Source organism: Bacillus sp. GW823-FHT06A11, assembly GCF_058795355.1.
In genome coordinates this window covers 336309-353306 of sequence record NZ_JBXAHS010000003.1, presented here as the reverse complement: position 1 = coordinate 353306, position 16998 = coordinate 336309, and the positions used below count along the sequence as shown (strand labels likewise).

19 protein-coding genes are annotated in these 16998 nt (G+C 33.8%); 15 read left to right on the top strand and 4 right to left on the bottom strand.

Annotation, left to right across the window (positions count from 1 at the left end; genetic code table 11):
- Positions 1–17: 17 nt before the first annotated feature.
- On the top strand, positions 18–401 hold the full coding sequence (locus AC1Q8L_RS15930) for a DUF4181 domain-containing protein (protein WP_000501282.1): 384 nt from the start codon (positions 18–20) through the stop codon (positions 399–401).
- Between the two features lie 76 nt (positions 402–477).
- On the opposite strand, the gene AC1Q8L_RS15925 is transcribed toward AC1Q8L_RS15930, so the two are convergent.
- Positions 478–987 carry a GrpB family protein gene (locus AC1Q8L_RS15925; RefSeq protein WP_071713671.1) on the bottom strand — a complete coding sequence of 170 codons (510 nt, stop codon included), beginning with the start codon at positions 985–987 and terminating at the stop codon, positions 478–480.
- A gap of 40 nt (positions 988–1027) precedes the next feature.
- Positions 1028–1873 carry an oxidoreductase gene (locus tag AC1Q8L_RS15920; protein ID WP_212667958.1) on the bottom strand — a complete coding sequence of 282 codons (846 nt, stop codon included), beginning with the start codon at positions 1871–1873 and terminating at the stop codon, positions 1028–1030.
- A 166-nt stretch (positions 1874–2039) separates the two neighbouring features.
- Here AC1Q8L_RS15920 and AC1Q8L_RS15915 point away from each other — a divergent pair, with 166 nt between their 5' ends.
- The 5 genes from AC1Q8L_RS15915 (at position 2040) to lpdA (ending at position 7361) form a co-directional block, all read left to right on the top strand.
- The gene (locus tag AC1Q8L_RS15915; RefSeq protein WP_000233794.1) at positions 2040–2519 is read left to right on the top strand and encodes a DinB family protein; all 480 of its coding nucleotides are present in this window, start codon (positions 2040–2042) and stop codon (positions 2517–2519) included.
- 169 nt (positions 2520–2688) lie between these two features.
- On the top strand, positions 2689–3687 hold the full coding sequence (gene acoA, locus AC1Q8L_RS15910; protein WP_000921262.1) for an acetoin:2,6-dichlorophenolindophenol oxidoreductase subunit alpha: 999 nt from the start codon (positions 2689–2691) through the stop codon (positions 3685–3687).
- Between the two features lie 17 nt (positions 3688–3704).
- On the top strand, positions 3705–4739 hold the full coding sequence (gene acoB / locus AC1Q8L_RS15905; protein ID WP_086387390.1) for an acetoin:2,6-dichlorophenolindophenol oxidoreductase subunit beta: 1035 nt from the start codon (positions 3705–3707) through the stop codon (positions 4737–4739).
- 27 nt (positions 4740–4766) lie between these two features.
- Complete coding sequence (locus AC1Q8L_RS15900; RefSeq protein ID WP_000257778.1) at positions 4767–5966, top strand: dihydrolipoamide acetyltransferase family protein; 1200 nt, start codon at positions 4767–4769, stop codon at positions 5964–5966.
- Positions 5967–5981: 15 nt separating this feature from the next.
- Positions 5982–7361 carry a dihydrolipoyl dehydrogenase gene (lpdA, locus tag AC1Q8L_RS15895; protein ID WP_086387388.1) on the top strand — a complete coding sequence of 460 codons (1380 nt, stop codon included), beginning with the start codon at positions 5982–5984 and terminating at the stop codon, positions 7359–7361.
- Positions 7362–7438: 77 nt separating this feature from the next.
- Here lpdA and AC1Q8L_RS15890 read toward each other — a convergent pair whose 3' ends face one another.
- On the bottom strand, positions 7439–8035 hold the full coding sequence (locus AC1Q8L_RS15890) for a hypothetical protein (RefSeq protein WP_086387387.1): 597 nt from the start codon (positions 8033–8035) through the stop codon (positions 7439–7441).
- A 220-nt stretch (positions 8036–8255) separates the two neighbouring features.
- Between AC1Q8L_RS15890 and AC1Q8L_RS15885 the strand changes: the two genes are divergently transcribed.
- The 3 genes from AC1Q8L_RS15885 to AC1Q8L_RS15875 all read left to right on the top strand — a co-directional run bounded on the left by AC1Q8L_RS15885 (position 8256) and on the right by AC1Q8L_RS15875 (position 10061).
- Positions 8256–8879, top strand: a complete 624-nt coding sequence (locus AC1Q8L_RS15885) for a DUF4085 domain-containing protein (protein ID WP_086390575.1) — start codon at positions 8256–8258, stop codon at positions 8877–8879.
- An 85-nt stretch (positions 8880–8964) separates the two neighbouring features.
- The gene (locus tag AC1Q8L_RS15880) at positions 8965–9366 is read left to right on the top strand and encodes an Rrf2 family transcriptional regulator (protein WP_000877649.1); all 402 of its coding nucleotides are present in this window, start codon (positions 8965–8967) and stop codon (positions 9364–9366) included.
- An 89-nt stretch (positions 9367–9455) separates the two neighbouring features.
- Positions 9456–10061, top strand: a complete 606-nt coding sequence (locus AC1Q8L_RS15875; RefSeq protein ID WP_002094049.1) for a class I SAM-dependent methyltransferase — start codon at positions 9456–9458, stop codon at positions 10059–10061.
- 61 nt (positions 10062–10122) lie between these two features.
- Here AC1Q8L_RS15875 and AC1Q8L_RS15870 read toward each other — a convergent pair whose 3' ends face one another.
- Entirely contained in the window at positions 10123–10620 is a 498-nt protein-coding gene (locus tag AC1Q8L_RS15870; RefSeq protein ID WP_098311772.1) for a hypothetical protein, read from the bottom strand.
- 250 nt (positions 10621–10870) lie between these two features.
- Here AC1Q8L_RS15870 and AC1Q8L_RS15865 point away from each other — a divergent pair, with 250 nt between their 5' ends.
- The 6 genes from AC1Q8L_RS15865 (at position 10871) to AC1Q8L_RS15840 (ending at position 16912) form a co-directional block, all read left to right on the top strand.
- Complete coding sequence (locus tag AC1Q8L_RS15865; protein ID WP_000493642.1) at positions 10871–11656, top strand: DeoR/GlpR family DNA-binding transcription regulator; 786 nt, start codon at positions 10871–10873, stop codon at positions 11654–11656.
- Positions 11653–12249 (top strand): GNAT family N-acetyltransferase, encoded by a 597-nt coding sequence (locus tag AC1Q8L_RS15860; protein WP_000635672.1) that lies wholly within the window; start codon positions 11653–11655, stop codon positions 12247–12249. Before AC1Q8L_RS15865 ends, AC1Q8L_RS15860 begins: the two co-directional genes overlap by 4 nt.
- Positions 12222–12560, top strand: coding sequence for an NIPSNAP family protein (locus AC1Q8L_RS15855; protein ID WP_000499988.1), 339 nt, complete (start codon positions 12222–12224; stop codon positions 12558–12560). The genes AC1Q8L_RS15860 and AC1Q8L_RS15855 overlap by 28 nt, the downstream gene beginning before the upstream one ends.
- A gap of 314 nt (positions 12561–12874) precedes the next feature.
- Positions 12875–14725, top strand: coding sequence for a sigma-54-dependent Fis family transcriptional regulator (locus AC1Q8L_RS15850; protein ID WP_000881394.1), 1851 nt, complete (start codon positions 12875–12877; stop codon positions 14723–14725).
- A 112-nt stretch (positions 14726–14837) separates the two neighbouring features.
- Positions 14838–15095, top strand: a complete 258-nt coding sequence (locus AC1Q8L_RS15845) for a DUF3977 family protein (protein ID WP_000873825.1) — start codon at positions 14838–14840, stop codon at positions 15093–15095.
- 719 nt (positions 15096–15814) lie between these two features.
- Entirely contained in the window at positions 15815–16912 is a 1098-nt protein-coding gene (locus AC1Q8L_RS15840; RefSeq protein WP_492339467.1) for an L-dopachrome tautomerase-related protein, read from the top strand.
- Positions 16913–16998 lie beyond the last annotated feature (86 nt).

Sequence of the window (16998 nt, the reverse complement as noted above, 5' to 3'; positions counted from 1 at the left end):
TAATAGGAGGGGTGAAAATGGGAGCTTCTACTTTTGGGATTATAACTATTGTTTTTTGTATAGCTGTCTACTTTCTCGATAAGTTTTTAAGAAAAAAATTGAATATGCCCAAGGGTGGTTTTTGGGGATATAAGAAACATGTAAATAGTTTACATAAAAAATTGGAAATAGGACTACTTTTTATTTATTTAATAACTAGCTTTATATTTATCTTTAAATTTGAAAGTGTTAATATCGCTTATGTCATTTTTACTTATTTAGGTGGGACGTTAATCTTAAGAGCATTGATGGAATGGAAGTATGATAAAGAATCGAAAGAATATATATTTTCGGTAATTGGGGTATTCACGTTTATTTTTATGACTTCGATACTATTTTACTTCTTTCCACCTGCTGTATAATAAAAATTTGATAGTACAAATAATGAAATAACTAATAAGCAAGAAACCATTTACTACTAAATGGTTTCTTGTTTATTTAAGCATTTATTTTAGTTAATATAGATGTAATGAAATTAGTTTTATCCTCTGCATACTTATGTTTATCAGTAGGATTAGCTTGTGAAAGTTGAATTTTTAACTGTTCATACTGCATGCGTGCAGTTTTATTGTCTATTAAGTAATCACGAAATTGTAATTGTTCTATTAAATATGTATTCCCTTGTTCATACATATGAATTTGATGAGTTCTTGGTTCACCTTTATTAAAATAGTATCTTTCGGGTAATACTTCTTTTCTATATTTATAGTTTAGTAGTTCTAACTTTTTAATAAAATGTATACCGTCCGTATAATTTTCTAATTCAATTGCTATATCAATAATTGGCTTTGCACTTAAATATGGAATAGAAGTACTACCAATATGGTGTATCGCTAAAATATGTTCGCCAATTTGTTCCTCAATGATTTGTTTCTCTTTCATAAACTCAATTTCCCATTCTTCAGTCCACGGCACTAAAAACACTTTCCCATACGGTAAACCTAACATTTAATTAGCACCTCTTTCAAAATAGTTTTCAAAAAGTTTATTACATCTTCTTAAAGCTTCTCAAAACAAGGTGTTCCCACAATCTCCAAGGAAGAATCTTCTTCGCAAAGATCATAAATTTCACACCTTTACCGATTGGATATCGTAAATTTGTACGCTTAGATTCAGCAATTTCTACAATTTTATTAGCAACATCTATCGGATTACCAAATGTATCACTACCGCTATTAATATGTTTTTGTATTTTATCCATATACTCTTTGTAAGGAGATGTTGTATCAGATTGGTTTTCAGCTAGTTGTTTACCAACCTCCCATATGTTTGTGTTATAAGAACCTGGTTCAATTAAAGCAACATCTATTCCGAAAGGTTTTACTTCTAAGCGAAGCGATTCACTCCAGCCTTCTAATGCATATTTTGAAGATACATAAGGAGATAAACCAGGGAATCCAACTTGGCCGCTAATGCTGCTTATATTAATGATTTTTCCACTTCTTTGTTTTCTCATATATGGTAAAACAAGCTGGGTAATTGATATAGCTCCAAAAAGGTTCGTTTCAAATTGCTTTCGATATTCGTCTACTGGGATTTCTTCTACAAAGCCCCCATTTGCATATCCTGCGTTATTTATAAGGAGATCTATTCTATTAATTTCTTTTAAAAACAATTGGAAATTATGTATAGAATTTTGATCTGTTACATCTAATTGTTGAACTTTTATATTGTGCTGTAAGTTAAGTTGAGTAACTTGGGATAGTAAGGTTCCTTGTTTTTCTAGGTTTCGCATTGTAGCGATAACTAAATAATCTTTTTTTGCGAGTTCGAGTGTAGTTAATAGTCCAAATCCACTTGAGGCTCCTGTAATTATTGCGATTTTTTTATTCATTTTCCGCCAGCTTTCTTTTTCTTTTATCATAACGAGTTATGATAAGAAAATCTATTATTCTTACATTTAGTATGAAATCAATTTGTATGTAAAAAAAGGGGATCATAGGGAATCAGCGTATATAGAGTAGTGTATATTAATATGATAATGAAATGAGGGAAGAAAAATGGTCCATGTAAAAGATGTATTAGCAGATCAGCTATTAGCGAATGCAAATGATCCCAGTTGGTATATGCCATTTTCAGATGCAGTTAAGGATTTATCTGAGAGGGAAGCTTTCTGGAAACCGAATGAAGAGAGTAATAGTATAGCTGAAATCGTACAACATTTACTGTATTGGAACTCTACGTGGCAAACTAGGTATAAAGAATCAAATGTGAATGCAGTACCCGCTATAGGAGATAATAACAAAAGTTTTATGCTCTCAGATAATCAAACTTTCGATGAATTACGGGAAAAACTACTAGAAAAACTGTTACAATGGCAAAATCTCATAAATGAAGAAAAGGTTGAAAGTGATGTAGTGGGATTTCCTGTTTCTGCAAAGTGGTGGGAAGTGCTAGCGAATGTAACAACTCATAATGCATATCATATTGGTCAAATTATTTACATCCGAAAATTACAGAAGAGCTTTGATAATGAATAAAGTAACAATTCTCTTATTAAGGGAACAAAGGTGGACAAAACGAGACAAACGTCTCATTTTGTCCACTTTTTTATTGTTAAAAGATAGAGAAAACCTATTAAAACAAGGATTCGAAATTGGCACAATACTTGCAATATAAAAGACGAACAAGAAAATAGGAGGGCTGGACATGTTAAAAACAACTGAAAGTAAAGGGAATGAAATTACGAAAGAACAAGCTCATTGGATGTACGAAAAAATGTTAGAAATTCGTAAGTTTGAAGATAAGGTGCATGAATTGTTCGCGCAAGGCGTTTTGCCAGGTTTCGTTCATTTATACGCAGGTGAAGAAGCGGTAGCAGTTGGTGTATGTGCCCACTTAACGGATAGTGACAGTATTACAAGTACACATAGAGGTCATGGACATTGTATCGCAAAAGGTTGTGATTTAAATGGTATGATGGCTGAACTTTTCGGGAAAGCGACAGGATTATGTAAAGGTAAAGGCGGTTCCATGCATATTGCCGATTTGGATAAAGGAATGCTTGGTGCGAATGGCATTGTAGGCGGGGGTTTCCCACTTGCTTGCGGTTCAGCATTAACAGCTAAATATAAAGGAACAAAAGATGTAAGTGTTTGCTTCTTCGGTGACGGAGCAAATAATGAAGGAACATTCCATGAAGGGGTTAATTTAGCGGCGATTTGGAAGTTACCAGTTATTTTTATTGCAGAAAATAACGGTTACGGTGAAGCAACTACATTTGAATATGCTTCAAGTTGTGATTCTATCGCTGATCGCGCAAAAGCTTATAATATTCCAGGTGTTCAAGTAGATGGAAAAGATCTTCTAGCTGTATATAAAGCTGCTGCAGAAGCAGTTGAACGTGCGCGTAATGGTGATGGTCCAACAATTATTGAATGTATGACATATCGTAATTATGGTCATTTCGAAGGTGAAGCGCAAACATATAAAACATCAGAAGAAAAAGAAGAACATTTAAACGAAAAAGATGCAATTGTGAATTTCCGTAAGCATTTAATTCATGAAGGTTTATTAACAGAATCTGAACTTGTTGATATGGAAAAAGCAGTAGATGATGCAGTACAAAGATCCATTGAATTTAGTGAAAATAGTCCATACCCAGACGATGAAGAATTATTAAAAGATGTATACGTTTCTTACAAATAAGAGGAGGGTGAAAAATTATGAATAGAACAGTAAGTATGTCAACTGCAATTAATGAAGCGATGAAAATCTCAATGCGTCGTGATGAAAATGTAATTTTAATAGGTGAAGATGTTGCAGGCGGTGCACAAGTTGATCACCTGCAAGATGATGAAGCTTGGGGTGGTGTTCTTGGTGTTACGAAAGGACTTGTACAAGAGTTTGGCCGAAATCGTATATTGGATACACCAATTTCTGAAGCGGGTTATATGGGAGCTGCGATGGCAGCTGCTGCAACTGGGTTACGTCCGATAGCTGAGTTAATGTTTAATGATTTTATCGGTAGTTGTCTTGACCAAGTATTAAACCAAGGTGCGAAATTCCGTTATATGTTTGGAGGTAAAGCAAAAGTACCCGTTACAGTACGTACGATGCATGGCGCTGGTTTTAGTGCAGCAGCTCAACATTCACAAAGTTTGTACGCATTATTTACGAGCATACCAGGTATTAAAGTTGTTGTTCCTTCCACACCGTATGATGCAAAAGGCTTATTATTAGCGGCAATTGAAGATGATGATCCAGTAATCTTCTTTGAGGATAAAACACTTTACAATATGAAAGGTGAAGTGCCAGAAGGATACTATACAATTCCATTAGGAAAAGCAGATATTAAACGGGAAGGTTCTGATGTAACAATTGTCGCAATCGGAAAGCAAGTTCATACAGCGCTTGCAGCTGCAAAGCAATTATCGAAAAAGGGGCTTGAAGTAGAAGTAATTGATCCACGATCTTTATCACCACTTGATGAAGATACTATTTTATCATCTGTTGAAAAAACAAATCGTCTTATCGTCATTGACGAAGCGAATCCTAGATGTAGTATTGCAACAGATATTGCGGCAATTGTAGCGGATAAAGGTTTTGATTTGTTAGATGCACCTATTAAACGAATTACAGCACCCCATACACCTGTTCCGTTCTCACCACCACTTGAAAAGTTGTATTTGCCAACACCAGAAAAAGTAATTGAAACTGTATCAGAAATGATCGGAGACCAATCTTTATTACATGTGTAATAAAACGATGAGAAGGGAGAGAGAGACATGGCTGTAGAAGTTGTAATGCCGAAGTTAGGTATGGCGATGAAAGAAGGTATTATTACGAGCTGGAATATTAAAGCAGGCGATAATGTAGCAAAAGGAGAACTAATTGCTAGTATTAATTCAGAAAAAATTGAAACGGAAATTGAAGCGCCAGCTGATGGTACGGTACTTGATATAGCTGTAAGTGAAGATGAAGGAGTGCCGCCTGGTACTGTAATTTGCTACATCGGTAAACCGAATGAAAAGGTAGAAATGCAGGAAAGCACACATGTTGTAGAAGAAAAAACATCTAATATAGAAGTACAAAATGTACAAAATCAAGAAGCAAATGGGAAAGAAGTATCGAAGCAAAGAATTAAAATTTCACCTGTAGCCAAGAAAATTGCAAAGTCTGAAAATCTGAATATCAAGGCATTAGTTGGTACAGGTCCTGGCGGAAGGATTACAAAGGCAGATGTATTAAAAGCACTTGAGGTAAGAGTAAACGTTCCGGAAATATCTGAACGAGAAGAAAGTAAAGCGATTCCTGTTACTGGTATGCGTAAAGCAATCGCAAATCGTATGCACGCAAGCTTACAAAATAGCGCACAATTAACGTTAACGATGAAAGTAGATGTAACAGATTTAGTTGCTTTACATAAAGAAATAGCGGAAGTTGTACAAAAAAGATATGATAATAAATTAACTATTACGGATTTCGTCTCGCATGCTGTTGTATTAGCACTTGGAGAGCATAAAGAAATGAACAGCGCTTATATAGATGATGCAATTCATCAATTTGAACATGTGCATTTAGGCATGGCAGTCGCATTAGAAAAAGGGTTAGTCGTTCCAGCTATTCGCTTTGCAAATAATTTATCTTTAGTAGAGTTGTCTAAAGAGATTAAGAATGTGGCACAAAAGGCAAGAGCAGGTAGCTTAAGTAGTGATGATATGCACGGAACGACATTTACAATTAGTAATTTAGGTAGCTTTGGTATTGAATATTTCACACCGGTATTAAATACACCTGAAACTGGTATTTTAGGTGTAGGTGCAATTGAACATGTTCCTGTATTTAAAGGGAAAAAATTAAGAAAAGGAAGTATGTTACCTTTAAGTTTAACATTCGATCATCGTGTATTAGACGGTGCACCAGCAGCTGCATTTTTACGCACAATTAAACATTATTTAGAAGAACCTATAACAATTCTTTTATAAAGAGAAGGTGAGAGAATGAGTAAATTAGTTGTTATTGGGGGCGGACCTGCTGGCTATGTAGCAGCAATTACCGCGGCTCAAAATGGCAAAGATGTCACTCTTATTGATGAAGCTGACCTTGGCGGAACATGTTTAAATGTTGGGTGTATGCCGACGAAATCACTGTTAGAAAGTGCTGAAGTACATGACATTGTGAGAAAAGCGAATGATTATGGGGTTACGCTTAATACAGGAAGTATATCAATTGATTGGGATCAAATACAGGCGAGGAAATCACAAATCGTAATGCAACTCGTCCAAGGAATACAATATTTAATGAAGAAAAATAAAATTAAAGTTGTAAAAGGAAAAGCGAAATTCGAAACGGATCATCGTATGCGAGTTGTACAAGGAAATAAAGAAGAAGTAGTTGATGGAGAGAGCTTTATTATCGCAGCTGGTTCCGAACCTACAGAATTACCATTCGCTCCGTTTGATGGAAAATGGATTTTAAATAGTAGCCATGCCATGTCTCTTGAGAGTGTACCATCTTCATTGTTAATCGTTGGTGGTGGTGTAATAGGATGCGAGTTTGCAAGCATTTATAGTAGACTTGGCACAAAAGTATCGATAGTTGAAATGGCACCGCAATTAATACCTGGTGAAGATGAAGATATCGCGAATACTTTAAGAGAGAAATTAGAAAAAGATGGGGTGAAAATTTTTACGGGAGCAGTTTTAAAAGGTTTAAATAACTATAAGAAGCAAGCTTCATTTGAATACGAGGGAATTACTCACGAAGTAACTCCAGAATTTGTTCTTGTTTCTGTAGGAAGAAAACCACGAGTGCAACAATTAGGATTAGAAAAGGCAGGGGTTCAGTTTTCAAATAAAGGGATTGCTGTGAATGAACATATGCAAACGAACGTATCGCATATTTACGCAGCTGGTGATGTGATCGGTGGAATTCAGCTTGCTCACGTTGCCTTCCATGAAGGAACGACAGCAGCATTACACGCAAGCGGAGAAGACGTGAAAGTAAATTATCACGCTGTGCCCCGTTGTATATACACAGCTCCAGAAATAGCTAGTGTCGGGTTAAGTGAAAAAGGTGCAAGAGAACAATATGGTGATATTCTCATCGGAGAATTTCCTTTTACAGCGAACGGAAAAGCTCTTATTTTAGGAGAACAAGTAGGTAAAGTAAAAGTCATTGTAGAACCTAAATACCAAGAAATTGTAGGGATTTCTATTATCGGTCCTCATGCAACTGAACTTATTGGTCAAGGAACCATAATGATTCATACAGAAGTTACCGCTGATATAATGAGAGATTATATTGCAGCACACCCTACTTTATCAGAAGCAATTCATGAAGCGTTAATGCAAGCGGTAGGACATGCTGTACATGCTTAAATGGAAATATAATAAACCACTATTCTCTAAACAAATAAGAGAATAGTGGTTTGATTTTTTATTAATAGAATATCTTATTATTTTTTAATTTCAATCGCTGAAGTAATATCGTTCCAATCAGGAGCTAAATTAGCAGTTTTACCATACCAATCAGCGTGTTTAAATATAACACCTTTTCCATATCCTTGTGTTGAAGTGTGCTCCCAAAGTGTCGTTGAATAACTTGCAGAAGGTGACGCTGTACTTACAGAAGAAATTCTGTCATTCCAGCTAGATGGTAAGTTTTTAAAGCCGCTGCTCCAGTAAATATATTGACCACCTTTATCTTTATGTTCGTAAAAATCAGTACTACCAGCACCGCTACCTAAAGGATTAATATTATTTTTAATTGCTTTTTTATCCTTTGCAATATACGCATCCAATGTTTCACGGCTAGTAAAACCATAAGCTAGCCAATCTCCATTTTCATTTTGCTCTGGTAATACCATAGTAATTTGGATATCTTTCTTATCCGGATCACTTAATTTTGCAAATGAATTAACATTTTGTTCATCCACTTTTAAATAATCAAATGACTTAATTGTGTTACTTTTTTCCTCAGCACTTACTGCACCTAGTCCTCCAGTTAATGCAAAACCAGCTATTAATGTCCCTGCTACTAATTTCTTCAACATATAACCATCCCTTTTTGTTTGAATTTTTGTACAGGTGAATCTTGTACAGCTAAAATGTATTCTAATTTTATACTTTTGTAAATATTCTGAAGTTTTAGAAATAATAGGCGGAATATTTACATTTTTACATTATTTCTTTAGAAAAAATGGTTATTGGAATGATATAATAAGTGGATGTATTGCTTTTACTGGATGTAAAGATGTTTTAGGAGAGGTGTCATTGAAATACTTTACAAGAGAATGGTATAAAAAAATGCAAGTTTTAGAATTTGTAAGTTTTATAGAGTCTATAAAAGAATGGTCGGAAATGGATATACAAAGTTTAAAGGAAGAAATAGAGGAAAGGAAAATAGATTTATTAAAATTCCTTCCTGAATCGATATACTCAATTATACAAAACATAACAATTAATTCAGAATACCCATCAGGTGAACTGAAAAAACTTATGCAAGAGTGGACAACAGATTATGAGAAAAGAATGGCACAATTAGATCAATCATACGTAGAATATTTTAATTCCATTGAGAAAAAACTTCCGTCAAATGTCGCTCAGTTACACAAGACATCACTACACGATAGTGTAATTAAAGTAATAAAGAGAGAATCAGAAGATACTTTGTCTATCGTATTAGATTGCAGTGGTACTTTTAGTGAATTTGATAAACTTGAAGTAACCTTTATAGGAGTAACAAAGTGTTCTATGCAGGAAAACTTTGACAGTTCTTGGTGGCTATATCATGAAATAGCTCTTACTGAAGATGGTTTTGAACTAGGTGTTTTATTTGACTCTCCATTTAGAGAAGTGACGATTTGCGCAGCAGATGTATTACTTGTGAAGAAATAATGTTGTATGGAGTATTACAAACGTTTGACATAATAAAAAAATAAAGTTATTGTAGATACATGAAGTCTACAATAGGAGCTGTACTATGAAATATTCTAAAGCTACAAATTATGCTCTTCATACAATGCTTTTTCTGGCAAAGGCCACACCAAATAAGTTAGTTAGTGTTCACCAATTAGCAGAAATGCAAAATGTTTCACCAACGTACTTGTCTAAAATACTAACTAAGTTGACAAAGGAAGGGATGATACACTCATCATCTGGTCCAAAGGGCGGTTACTCGCTTAGTAAGAATTGGGAAGATATTTCATTTTTAGATATTATACATGCAATTGAAGGCAAAACATCATTGTTTGACTGTTGTTTACATGACAAACCTGGATGTTTAATTAATGAGGCAATGCTCGCAGCAGAAGAGAAAATGGAAGAAGAGTTAAGAAATCAAAAAATCGTAGATCTTGCGAAAAAAATAAAAGTGGATTTTTAATCTGCTTTTATTTTTAAATTAATTAAGGATAAAAAGGCTCTTCAATATCTTTAATTGTAGTTAGAAAATGATATGAAGAAGGAGAGAAGATGATGAATAATTTTTGGAATGATCGATATAAATCAGATGAATATTTTTACGGGGAAGAACCTAATACATTTATTAAAGAACAAGCATTTCGTTTAGCAAATCACAATAAAGTAATAGCATTTGCGGAGGGAGAAGGTAGAAATGCTGTATTTCTAGCAAGACAAGGGAACGAAGTAACAGCTATTGATTATTCGGAAGATGGATTAGAAAAGACAAAAAAATTGGCAGAGAAGCATAACGTAAACGTGCATACAAAAAAAGTAGATTTATTAGCTGATAGTTTGCCAGAAAATGAATATGATGCGGCAATTATGGTATTTGGACATTTTCATGATGATTATAAAAAAATGATATTAGATAAAATGATACAAACGATAAAACCTGGTGGATTAATTATGTTTGAAGTTTACTCAAAAAAACAAATAAACTATAGTACTGGTGGACCAAAAGATGTTGATATGCTGTATGATCCAATTGATATCCTTACTTGGTGTGAAGAACATAAGGTAATTCATTTCTTTAATGGAGAACAAGAGCGAGTTGAAGGGAAAGGGCACACTGGTTTAGCTGATGTTATTCAAGTTGTTATTAGAAAATTAATATAAGTGTTAATGAAAGTGTTAAATGTATAAATGTAAAAAGACCAGTCGTATAAGACTGGTCTTTCTATTTAGATACTAAATTATCAAGCTTCCAATATGTATTTGTTAACGGCGCAGCTTTGCTATCTATGTATAAATACATATTATTTAAATCTTGTGGTGAAGTTTTCAGTTCAAACACAATGTCAGTAGTTAAAGAGAATTCGTGTGGAACATTTTTATAGTGCTCGTCATCTATCGGATGAGCTTCACCTTCATATTTCTCACCAGTTTTTTCATCTTGTATGAAATATTTTATTTCCCAAAGATCAATAGTTTGTCCATCGTCTCGAACATTATTAATCATAACACGAGTAGTAAGGCGCCGCTCTTTGTCTATTTTTTCAAACTTTGCATTCTCAACTGTCGCTCTATAGTATTCATTTTTAACTATTTCTCCATAGTGCATTGCATTCTTTTCGAGAGCGCTCTTTTCTTGTTTTGATGTAGTATTACTATTACATCCTGTTAATATTCCAGTAAATAATAATGCTGTACATGTCGTTTTGATTAATGATTTCATAGTAATCCCTTTCTGTATTAAAAAGTAAAACATAGGAATAATTTTACATCAATAGGAAGGTAAATGGAAGTATTTTTGCGTAATATACAGATATACATTTATTTGGTTGTCAAGTTAACAGGATAGAAAGAGGGAGAAGACTGTATAAAACGGAATAAATAAGAATTGAAAATATTGTAAAACGGAAGAGGCATGCATATAATTAAAATAAAGTTTAAGTTTCTGAACCTTCAATAACGGTGGTGATAACATGTTTACTGAAGAACGTCGAGAGAAAATTTTAGAACTACTTAATACAGATGGAAGAGTAATAGCAAAGGATCTTGCGGAAAGATTTGATATGTCTATTGATTCTATAAGAAGAGATTTGTCTATTATGGAAAAGGATGGTTTATTAAAAAGAACGCACGGAGGTGCAATTGAACTTACGCGAGTGAGAAACTTAGCTGCGGAACCAACTAAACGTTATAGTGATAGCTCAATATATGAGGACACAATTGCAAGAGTTGCGGTATCTTATATACAAGAAGGTGATTCAATTTTTATTGGTGGGGCTTCCGTTCATAATGCGATGCTGAAATATTTACCGGAAGTATCATTTACGGTTATTACGAATTCTATAGAAATAGCTGGTTATCTACGAGAATATAAGAATATTGATACGTATTTAATTGGCGGAAAAGTAAAACCTTCAGGGAATATTACTGATACACTTGCCTCTGAATTGATAAGTAGATTTTCTATTGATCTGTATTTCTCTACAGGTGGAGGCATTTCATTACAAGGTATTAGTACCGCAACACCTGAAGTTGCTTATTTTAGTAAAAGAGTAAGTGAAATTGCTAGAAGAAATATTTGTTTAGTTCCGCATAATAAACTTGGAATAGATTGTTTTATAAGAGGAGAGTCTCTAAAAAAAATTGACATTATTATAACTGACGAAGAGGCTAGTAAAGAAACTGTTCAGGACTTTGAGAAACAAGGTAAACAAGTTGTAATAGCGCCATTATATTCATTTGAAAGGAGTTTGACATGATTGTAAAAGAGCAAGAGTTTCATATAAATGGATTAACTTATACAATTCGTTCTGCAGCTGAGAAAGATGCTGACCAGTTATCGAAAATTAGAGTTCAGATTGATGGAGAAACTGAAAATATGGATAGAGATGCTGGAGAGGGATTTATAGATAATCTAGGATTTCAAAAAATAATAAAAACAGATAGTGAAGAGACGAAGAATCTCTTTTTAGTTGCAGAAGTGCACAATCGAATCGTTGGATTTTCAAGGTGTGAAGGATCAAATTTTAAGAGATTATCTCATAAAGTGGAGTTTGGCGTTTGCATTTTAAAAGAGTTTTGGGGATATAAAATGGGTAAGAGCCTATTACAACAATCTATTAAATGGGCTGACGAAAATGCAGTAAATAAAATATCTTTACAAGTATTAGAGACAAACGAGAAAGCTATTCATCTTTATAAAAAATTAGGTTTTGAAGTAGAAGGCGTTTTGAAAAATGACAAAAGACTATCGGACGGAAAGTATTATAATACGGTAGTGATGGGAAGGTTTACTGATACTTTTCATAAAAGAGGTGAAGAAGTATGTTTTACAGAAGGAAGTACTATGTAGTGAAAAATGAATTCATAGAAGTATTTAATGATCATTTCAATAACACGAACTTACCTAATCAATTAAAGCATGGTTCTAAGCTAATAGGACGCTGGATGAAAGATAATAAGAATGGTACGTCTGAAGTATTTGCCATATGGGAATATGATAGTTATGAACAGTATAAAGAAATAGAATCGAAAATTAGAAGTGACGAGAGGCATATTAGAAGAATACATGAATGGTATGAAAACCATGGCGGGAAAGAATATGTTTTACAGGAGTACATAGTAGAGATGAAAAATGAAGAGTTAGTATGTACTGTAAAGTAATAGAGGGGTGAGGGATAATAGGAATGAAAACAAAATTATATTTTAGTTTAGCATCCACTATTTTATTTGCAATAGCCGTGATTGTTTTCTTTATAAACGGTAATCCACAAAAGTGGTTTTGGTTATGTATTTTCTTTGCTTCCATTATACAAAATATAGTGCTACTAAAAAAGAATAAAGAAGTGCATTAAGATATTCAAATTATTAACATATTTGTGTCGTCTTTCTAGTTTTATTGAAAACGCTTTTATTCAGTTTTATAATAAAAGTATGTTTTTACAGATCTCCAAAACAATGAATAGGGAGATGATACAATGTTAGCTTCACCGTTTTACTTACATACATGGAAAAAGTTTATTAATGAAGGAGTCCTTGATTCGAACCGTATAAACGAAAGAATTTCAGAGTCATGGCATCGATGTAAACAAGCAAATGTGAATCCTCACATGAATAAAGGTCAGAAAATTTTGTCTTCTAATTTTTTTCAAGATCAAAAGAAAAAGAGTGAAATCTTCCTAGATATCGCAATCCCTCAAATACAAAATATGAGAAAAACCATTGATGAACTACAAATGATGGCATTATTAATCGATCCAGATGGTTATGTTCTATCGTTAAGTGGAAATAAACAAACGTTAAAGCGAGCGAAACATATTAATTTTATTGAAGGTGTAAAATGGACGGAAGCAGCTGTGGGGACAAACGCAATAGGAACAGCGCTAGAAATTGAAGAAGCTATTATGATAAGTGGTACTGAACATTACTCCGTGGTATCTCATAGCTGGAGTTGTGCGGCTGCTCCCATTCATAATGATGACGGGAAATTAATTGGTGTTCTAGATTTCTCCTGTCCAATTGAATTTTCGCATCCATATATGCTCGGTATGGTAACTTCAATTGCACATGCGATAGAACGTGAATGTAGCATAAGAGTTCATCAAAATGAATTACACTTAATTCATCGTTTTTTAGATGTCATTGATAGTGATGAACAAGTAGTTATTTGTAATCATCGTGATGTTATCGTTTCTGCGAGTAAGAGCGTTCGTGAACGAATAAATAATTGGTCAAGAATGAAACTTGAAGAGTTAATGCACCATGGATTAGAAACTAAATTAGAGATACCAGTATATAGTAATGAAAGAATGATTGGGAAATGTATGTATTTAAAGGAAAACGAACAAATGAATACATATTCTGCTCTCACATTTATAAAAGGAATTACTTTTCCAGGAGTTACTGGGACAAGCAGAGCATTTCAACACACACTAGAAGAAATTAAGCTTGTTTCACCGACTGATGCTAGTGTGTATGTATGTGGTGAGACAGGAGTGGGAAAGGAATATGTCGCGAGAGCGATTCATGAAAATAGTCCAAGAAAAGACGGGCCCTTTATAGCTGTTAACTGCGGTTCTTTGCCTAAAGAATTAATAGAAAGTGAATTGTTCGGTTATGCTGAAGGTGCATTTACAGGTGCGCGACGTCAAGGATATAAAGGGAAATTTGAACAAGCGAATGGAGGAACATTATTTTTAGATGAAATTGGTGAAGTACCACCAGAGATGCAAGTAGCATTATTGCGTGTTTTACAAGAACGTACAATAACTCCAATAGGAAGTTCAAAAGAGGTACCAGTAAATATTCGTATTATTACTGCCACACATAAAGATTTACTACGGTTAGTAGAAGAAGGGAAATTCCGTCAAGATTTATATTATCGTTTGCACGTTTATCCGTTATATGTTCCATCGTTAATAGAAAGAAAAGAGGATATCCCATATTTTATACAACACTTTTGCGAACAGAAGAATTGGAATGTTGTATTTCCGAAGAGTATTTGCAATCAATTTTTACAACATACATGGCCCGGAAATATTCGAGAACTAGTAAATGCATTAGAACGCATTTACATTTTGTCGCAAGGACGGGAAATATGCGAAAAACAAGTCGCTCTTTTGATACAAACAATGATGGGAAATCAACAACAACTTGAGTTACAAGTTGAAAATAAAACCGAACATACATTGAATTTTCGTGAAAAAATACAGCGTGATAGCATGATTGAAGCATTACAAAAGACAAACGGAAATGTTTCATTAGCTGCAAAACTATTAGATGTACCCCGTAGTACATTTTATAAACGAATGCAAAAATATAAGTTATAAAGTAGATTTTTGTAATCTACTTTTTCTTTGTGGGCTCATGTTCTGTCGGAATGTGCGCTTACCGGGGAAATAATAGAACAGTTAGAAATTAATTTCCGAAAGGGGGACTTATGTGAAGTATATTGAAATTGGCTTCGGAAATAGGTGGTTCGTTCGAACAGAAACTGAAAATAAAGATGGAACTGAATTTGAGGAACGAGGAATTATAAAACCTATTTATTTTGAGTCTTTATATGTACGAATTTGGTTTCGGAAAACGTGTTTTATTTTTGATACGAAAGAAGGGTTTAAAAAAACTAAGAAGAGGAGGATTGAATATAAATTTATAGTTGGAATTGTAAGTAGAATAAATAAAGAAAAAGTGTGCTGATATACGTTATTATATTGACCAGGAAATTCTTTGGACTTATATTAAATTCATAAAAAGCAATTTTACTAAATATAAATTGTTAATAAAACCACTAAAAATTATTATCAAGACCTAAAAGCTAAAAATCCTAAAAAAATAAAGGTGAGCGCATATTAGTCATGTATAATATGTACTCACCTTTATTTTCTTGTTCAAAGCACCCGTTAGTCACTCATGGAACATGGAATAAAGTGTGGTATTGATTTGAAATAAAGTTTGATAATTTATAAAAAAGATTGATAAAACCCTGTATTAATATAAGATTTTTCTTTTGCCCCTTAAATTTCAGTTGTATTGTTCAATTAAAGGGCCAGAGTGTTGAGGAAACAGGAATAATAAGAATACTCAAAAGATTGTTTGTGAAGTGTTACACTTAAACTAACGGGCAGTTTAGCTTAAGTACATTTTTTCACAAATTTAAATGGGGAAATTTCCCCATTTTTTATACCAGCTTAACGTTGATTCGGGAATATTGAACTTCGCTACCTGCTAATTGAATTCTACTTCATCTGGAGACCTTTAAATTAAAATGTTTCCTTTCTTCTGACAGACTTATTAAATTTCGAAAACAATCAATTCAATCATCTTTTCGTATAGAAAAACTTATTAAGAAACATGCACTAGAAAAAATATAAATCATATATAGGAGATATCCCGTTTGAATGCTTGAGGAGGATATTATGAAACCTATGTTACCTAGTGAAAAATATTTCGGTAATTTAGAACTAGTTTATGCATTTTATGGGGCTATGCCTACAGGTGTTACTGTTTCAGAAACCGGTCGTATTTTCATTTGCTTTCCGAAATGGGGAGACGATGTTAAATTTACGGTGGCGGAAATTTTTGGGGATAAATTGCAGCCTTATCCTAATTTACAAACCAATTTGGTTAACCTCGAGAATATCCCAATGACTTTCATCAGTGTCCAAAGTGTAGTTGCTGATGGAAGGGGAACGCTTTGGATATTAGATACAGCGGCACCCAATTTTTCTGAACCTATTAAAGGGGGGGCAAAATTAGTCGCTGTTGATTTAGAAACCAATACAATAAGAAACGTATATACCTTTACAGAAGATGTTGTCCTGCCTACAACTTATCTGAATGATGTCCGTTTTGATTTTCGTGTTGGAAAAGCAGGTTATGCCTATATAACGGATTCTTCTTCAAGAGGACCAGGAGCTATTATCGTCGTAGATTTATCAAATGGAAACGCGTTTAGACGGTTAAATGGAGCAAATTCAACTTCACCCGATCCCTATTTTTTACCGAAAGTAGAAGGTCAAATTTTAATGAATCGAAACAAAGACGGTTCAACTTCTCCATTTAGGTTGGCGTCTGATAGTCTTGCGATTTCTCCCGATGGAAAGATATTATTTTTTGCTCCACTAACCAGTCGGCATTTGTTCTCGATCTCAACAGAAGCCTTGAGAGACAGAACGATACCGGACATGAATTTACCTTATCATGTGGAGTATTGGGGAGAAAAAGGTGCGTCTGATGGAATGATCACCGATGCAAAGGGAGCTGTTTATGCTGGAGATTATGAAAACAACAGTATCCGTAAGATATTGCCAAATGGCATAATGGAAGCTATCGCACATGATCCGAGAATTTTGTGGCCGGATACTTTTTCAATTGGTCCGGATCAATATTTGTATGTCATTGTGAACCAATTACATCGACAGCCTAGATTTCATTATGGAAAAGACTTACGACAGAAACCTTATAGTTTACTTCGTATCAAAATTGATGAATTTCCTGCTCCGACCTTTTCATAATAAAAATAGTCAATTAATTGTTTTCATTGATAGAAAATGATCAAACTTTTTTATAAAACCAAAACATAAACCTGCTGGATAAGAAT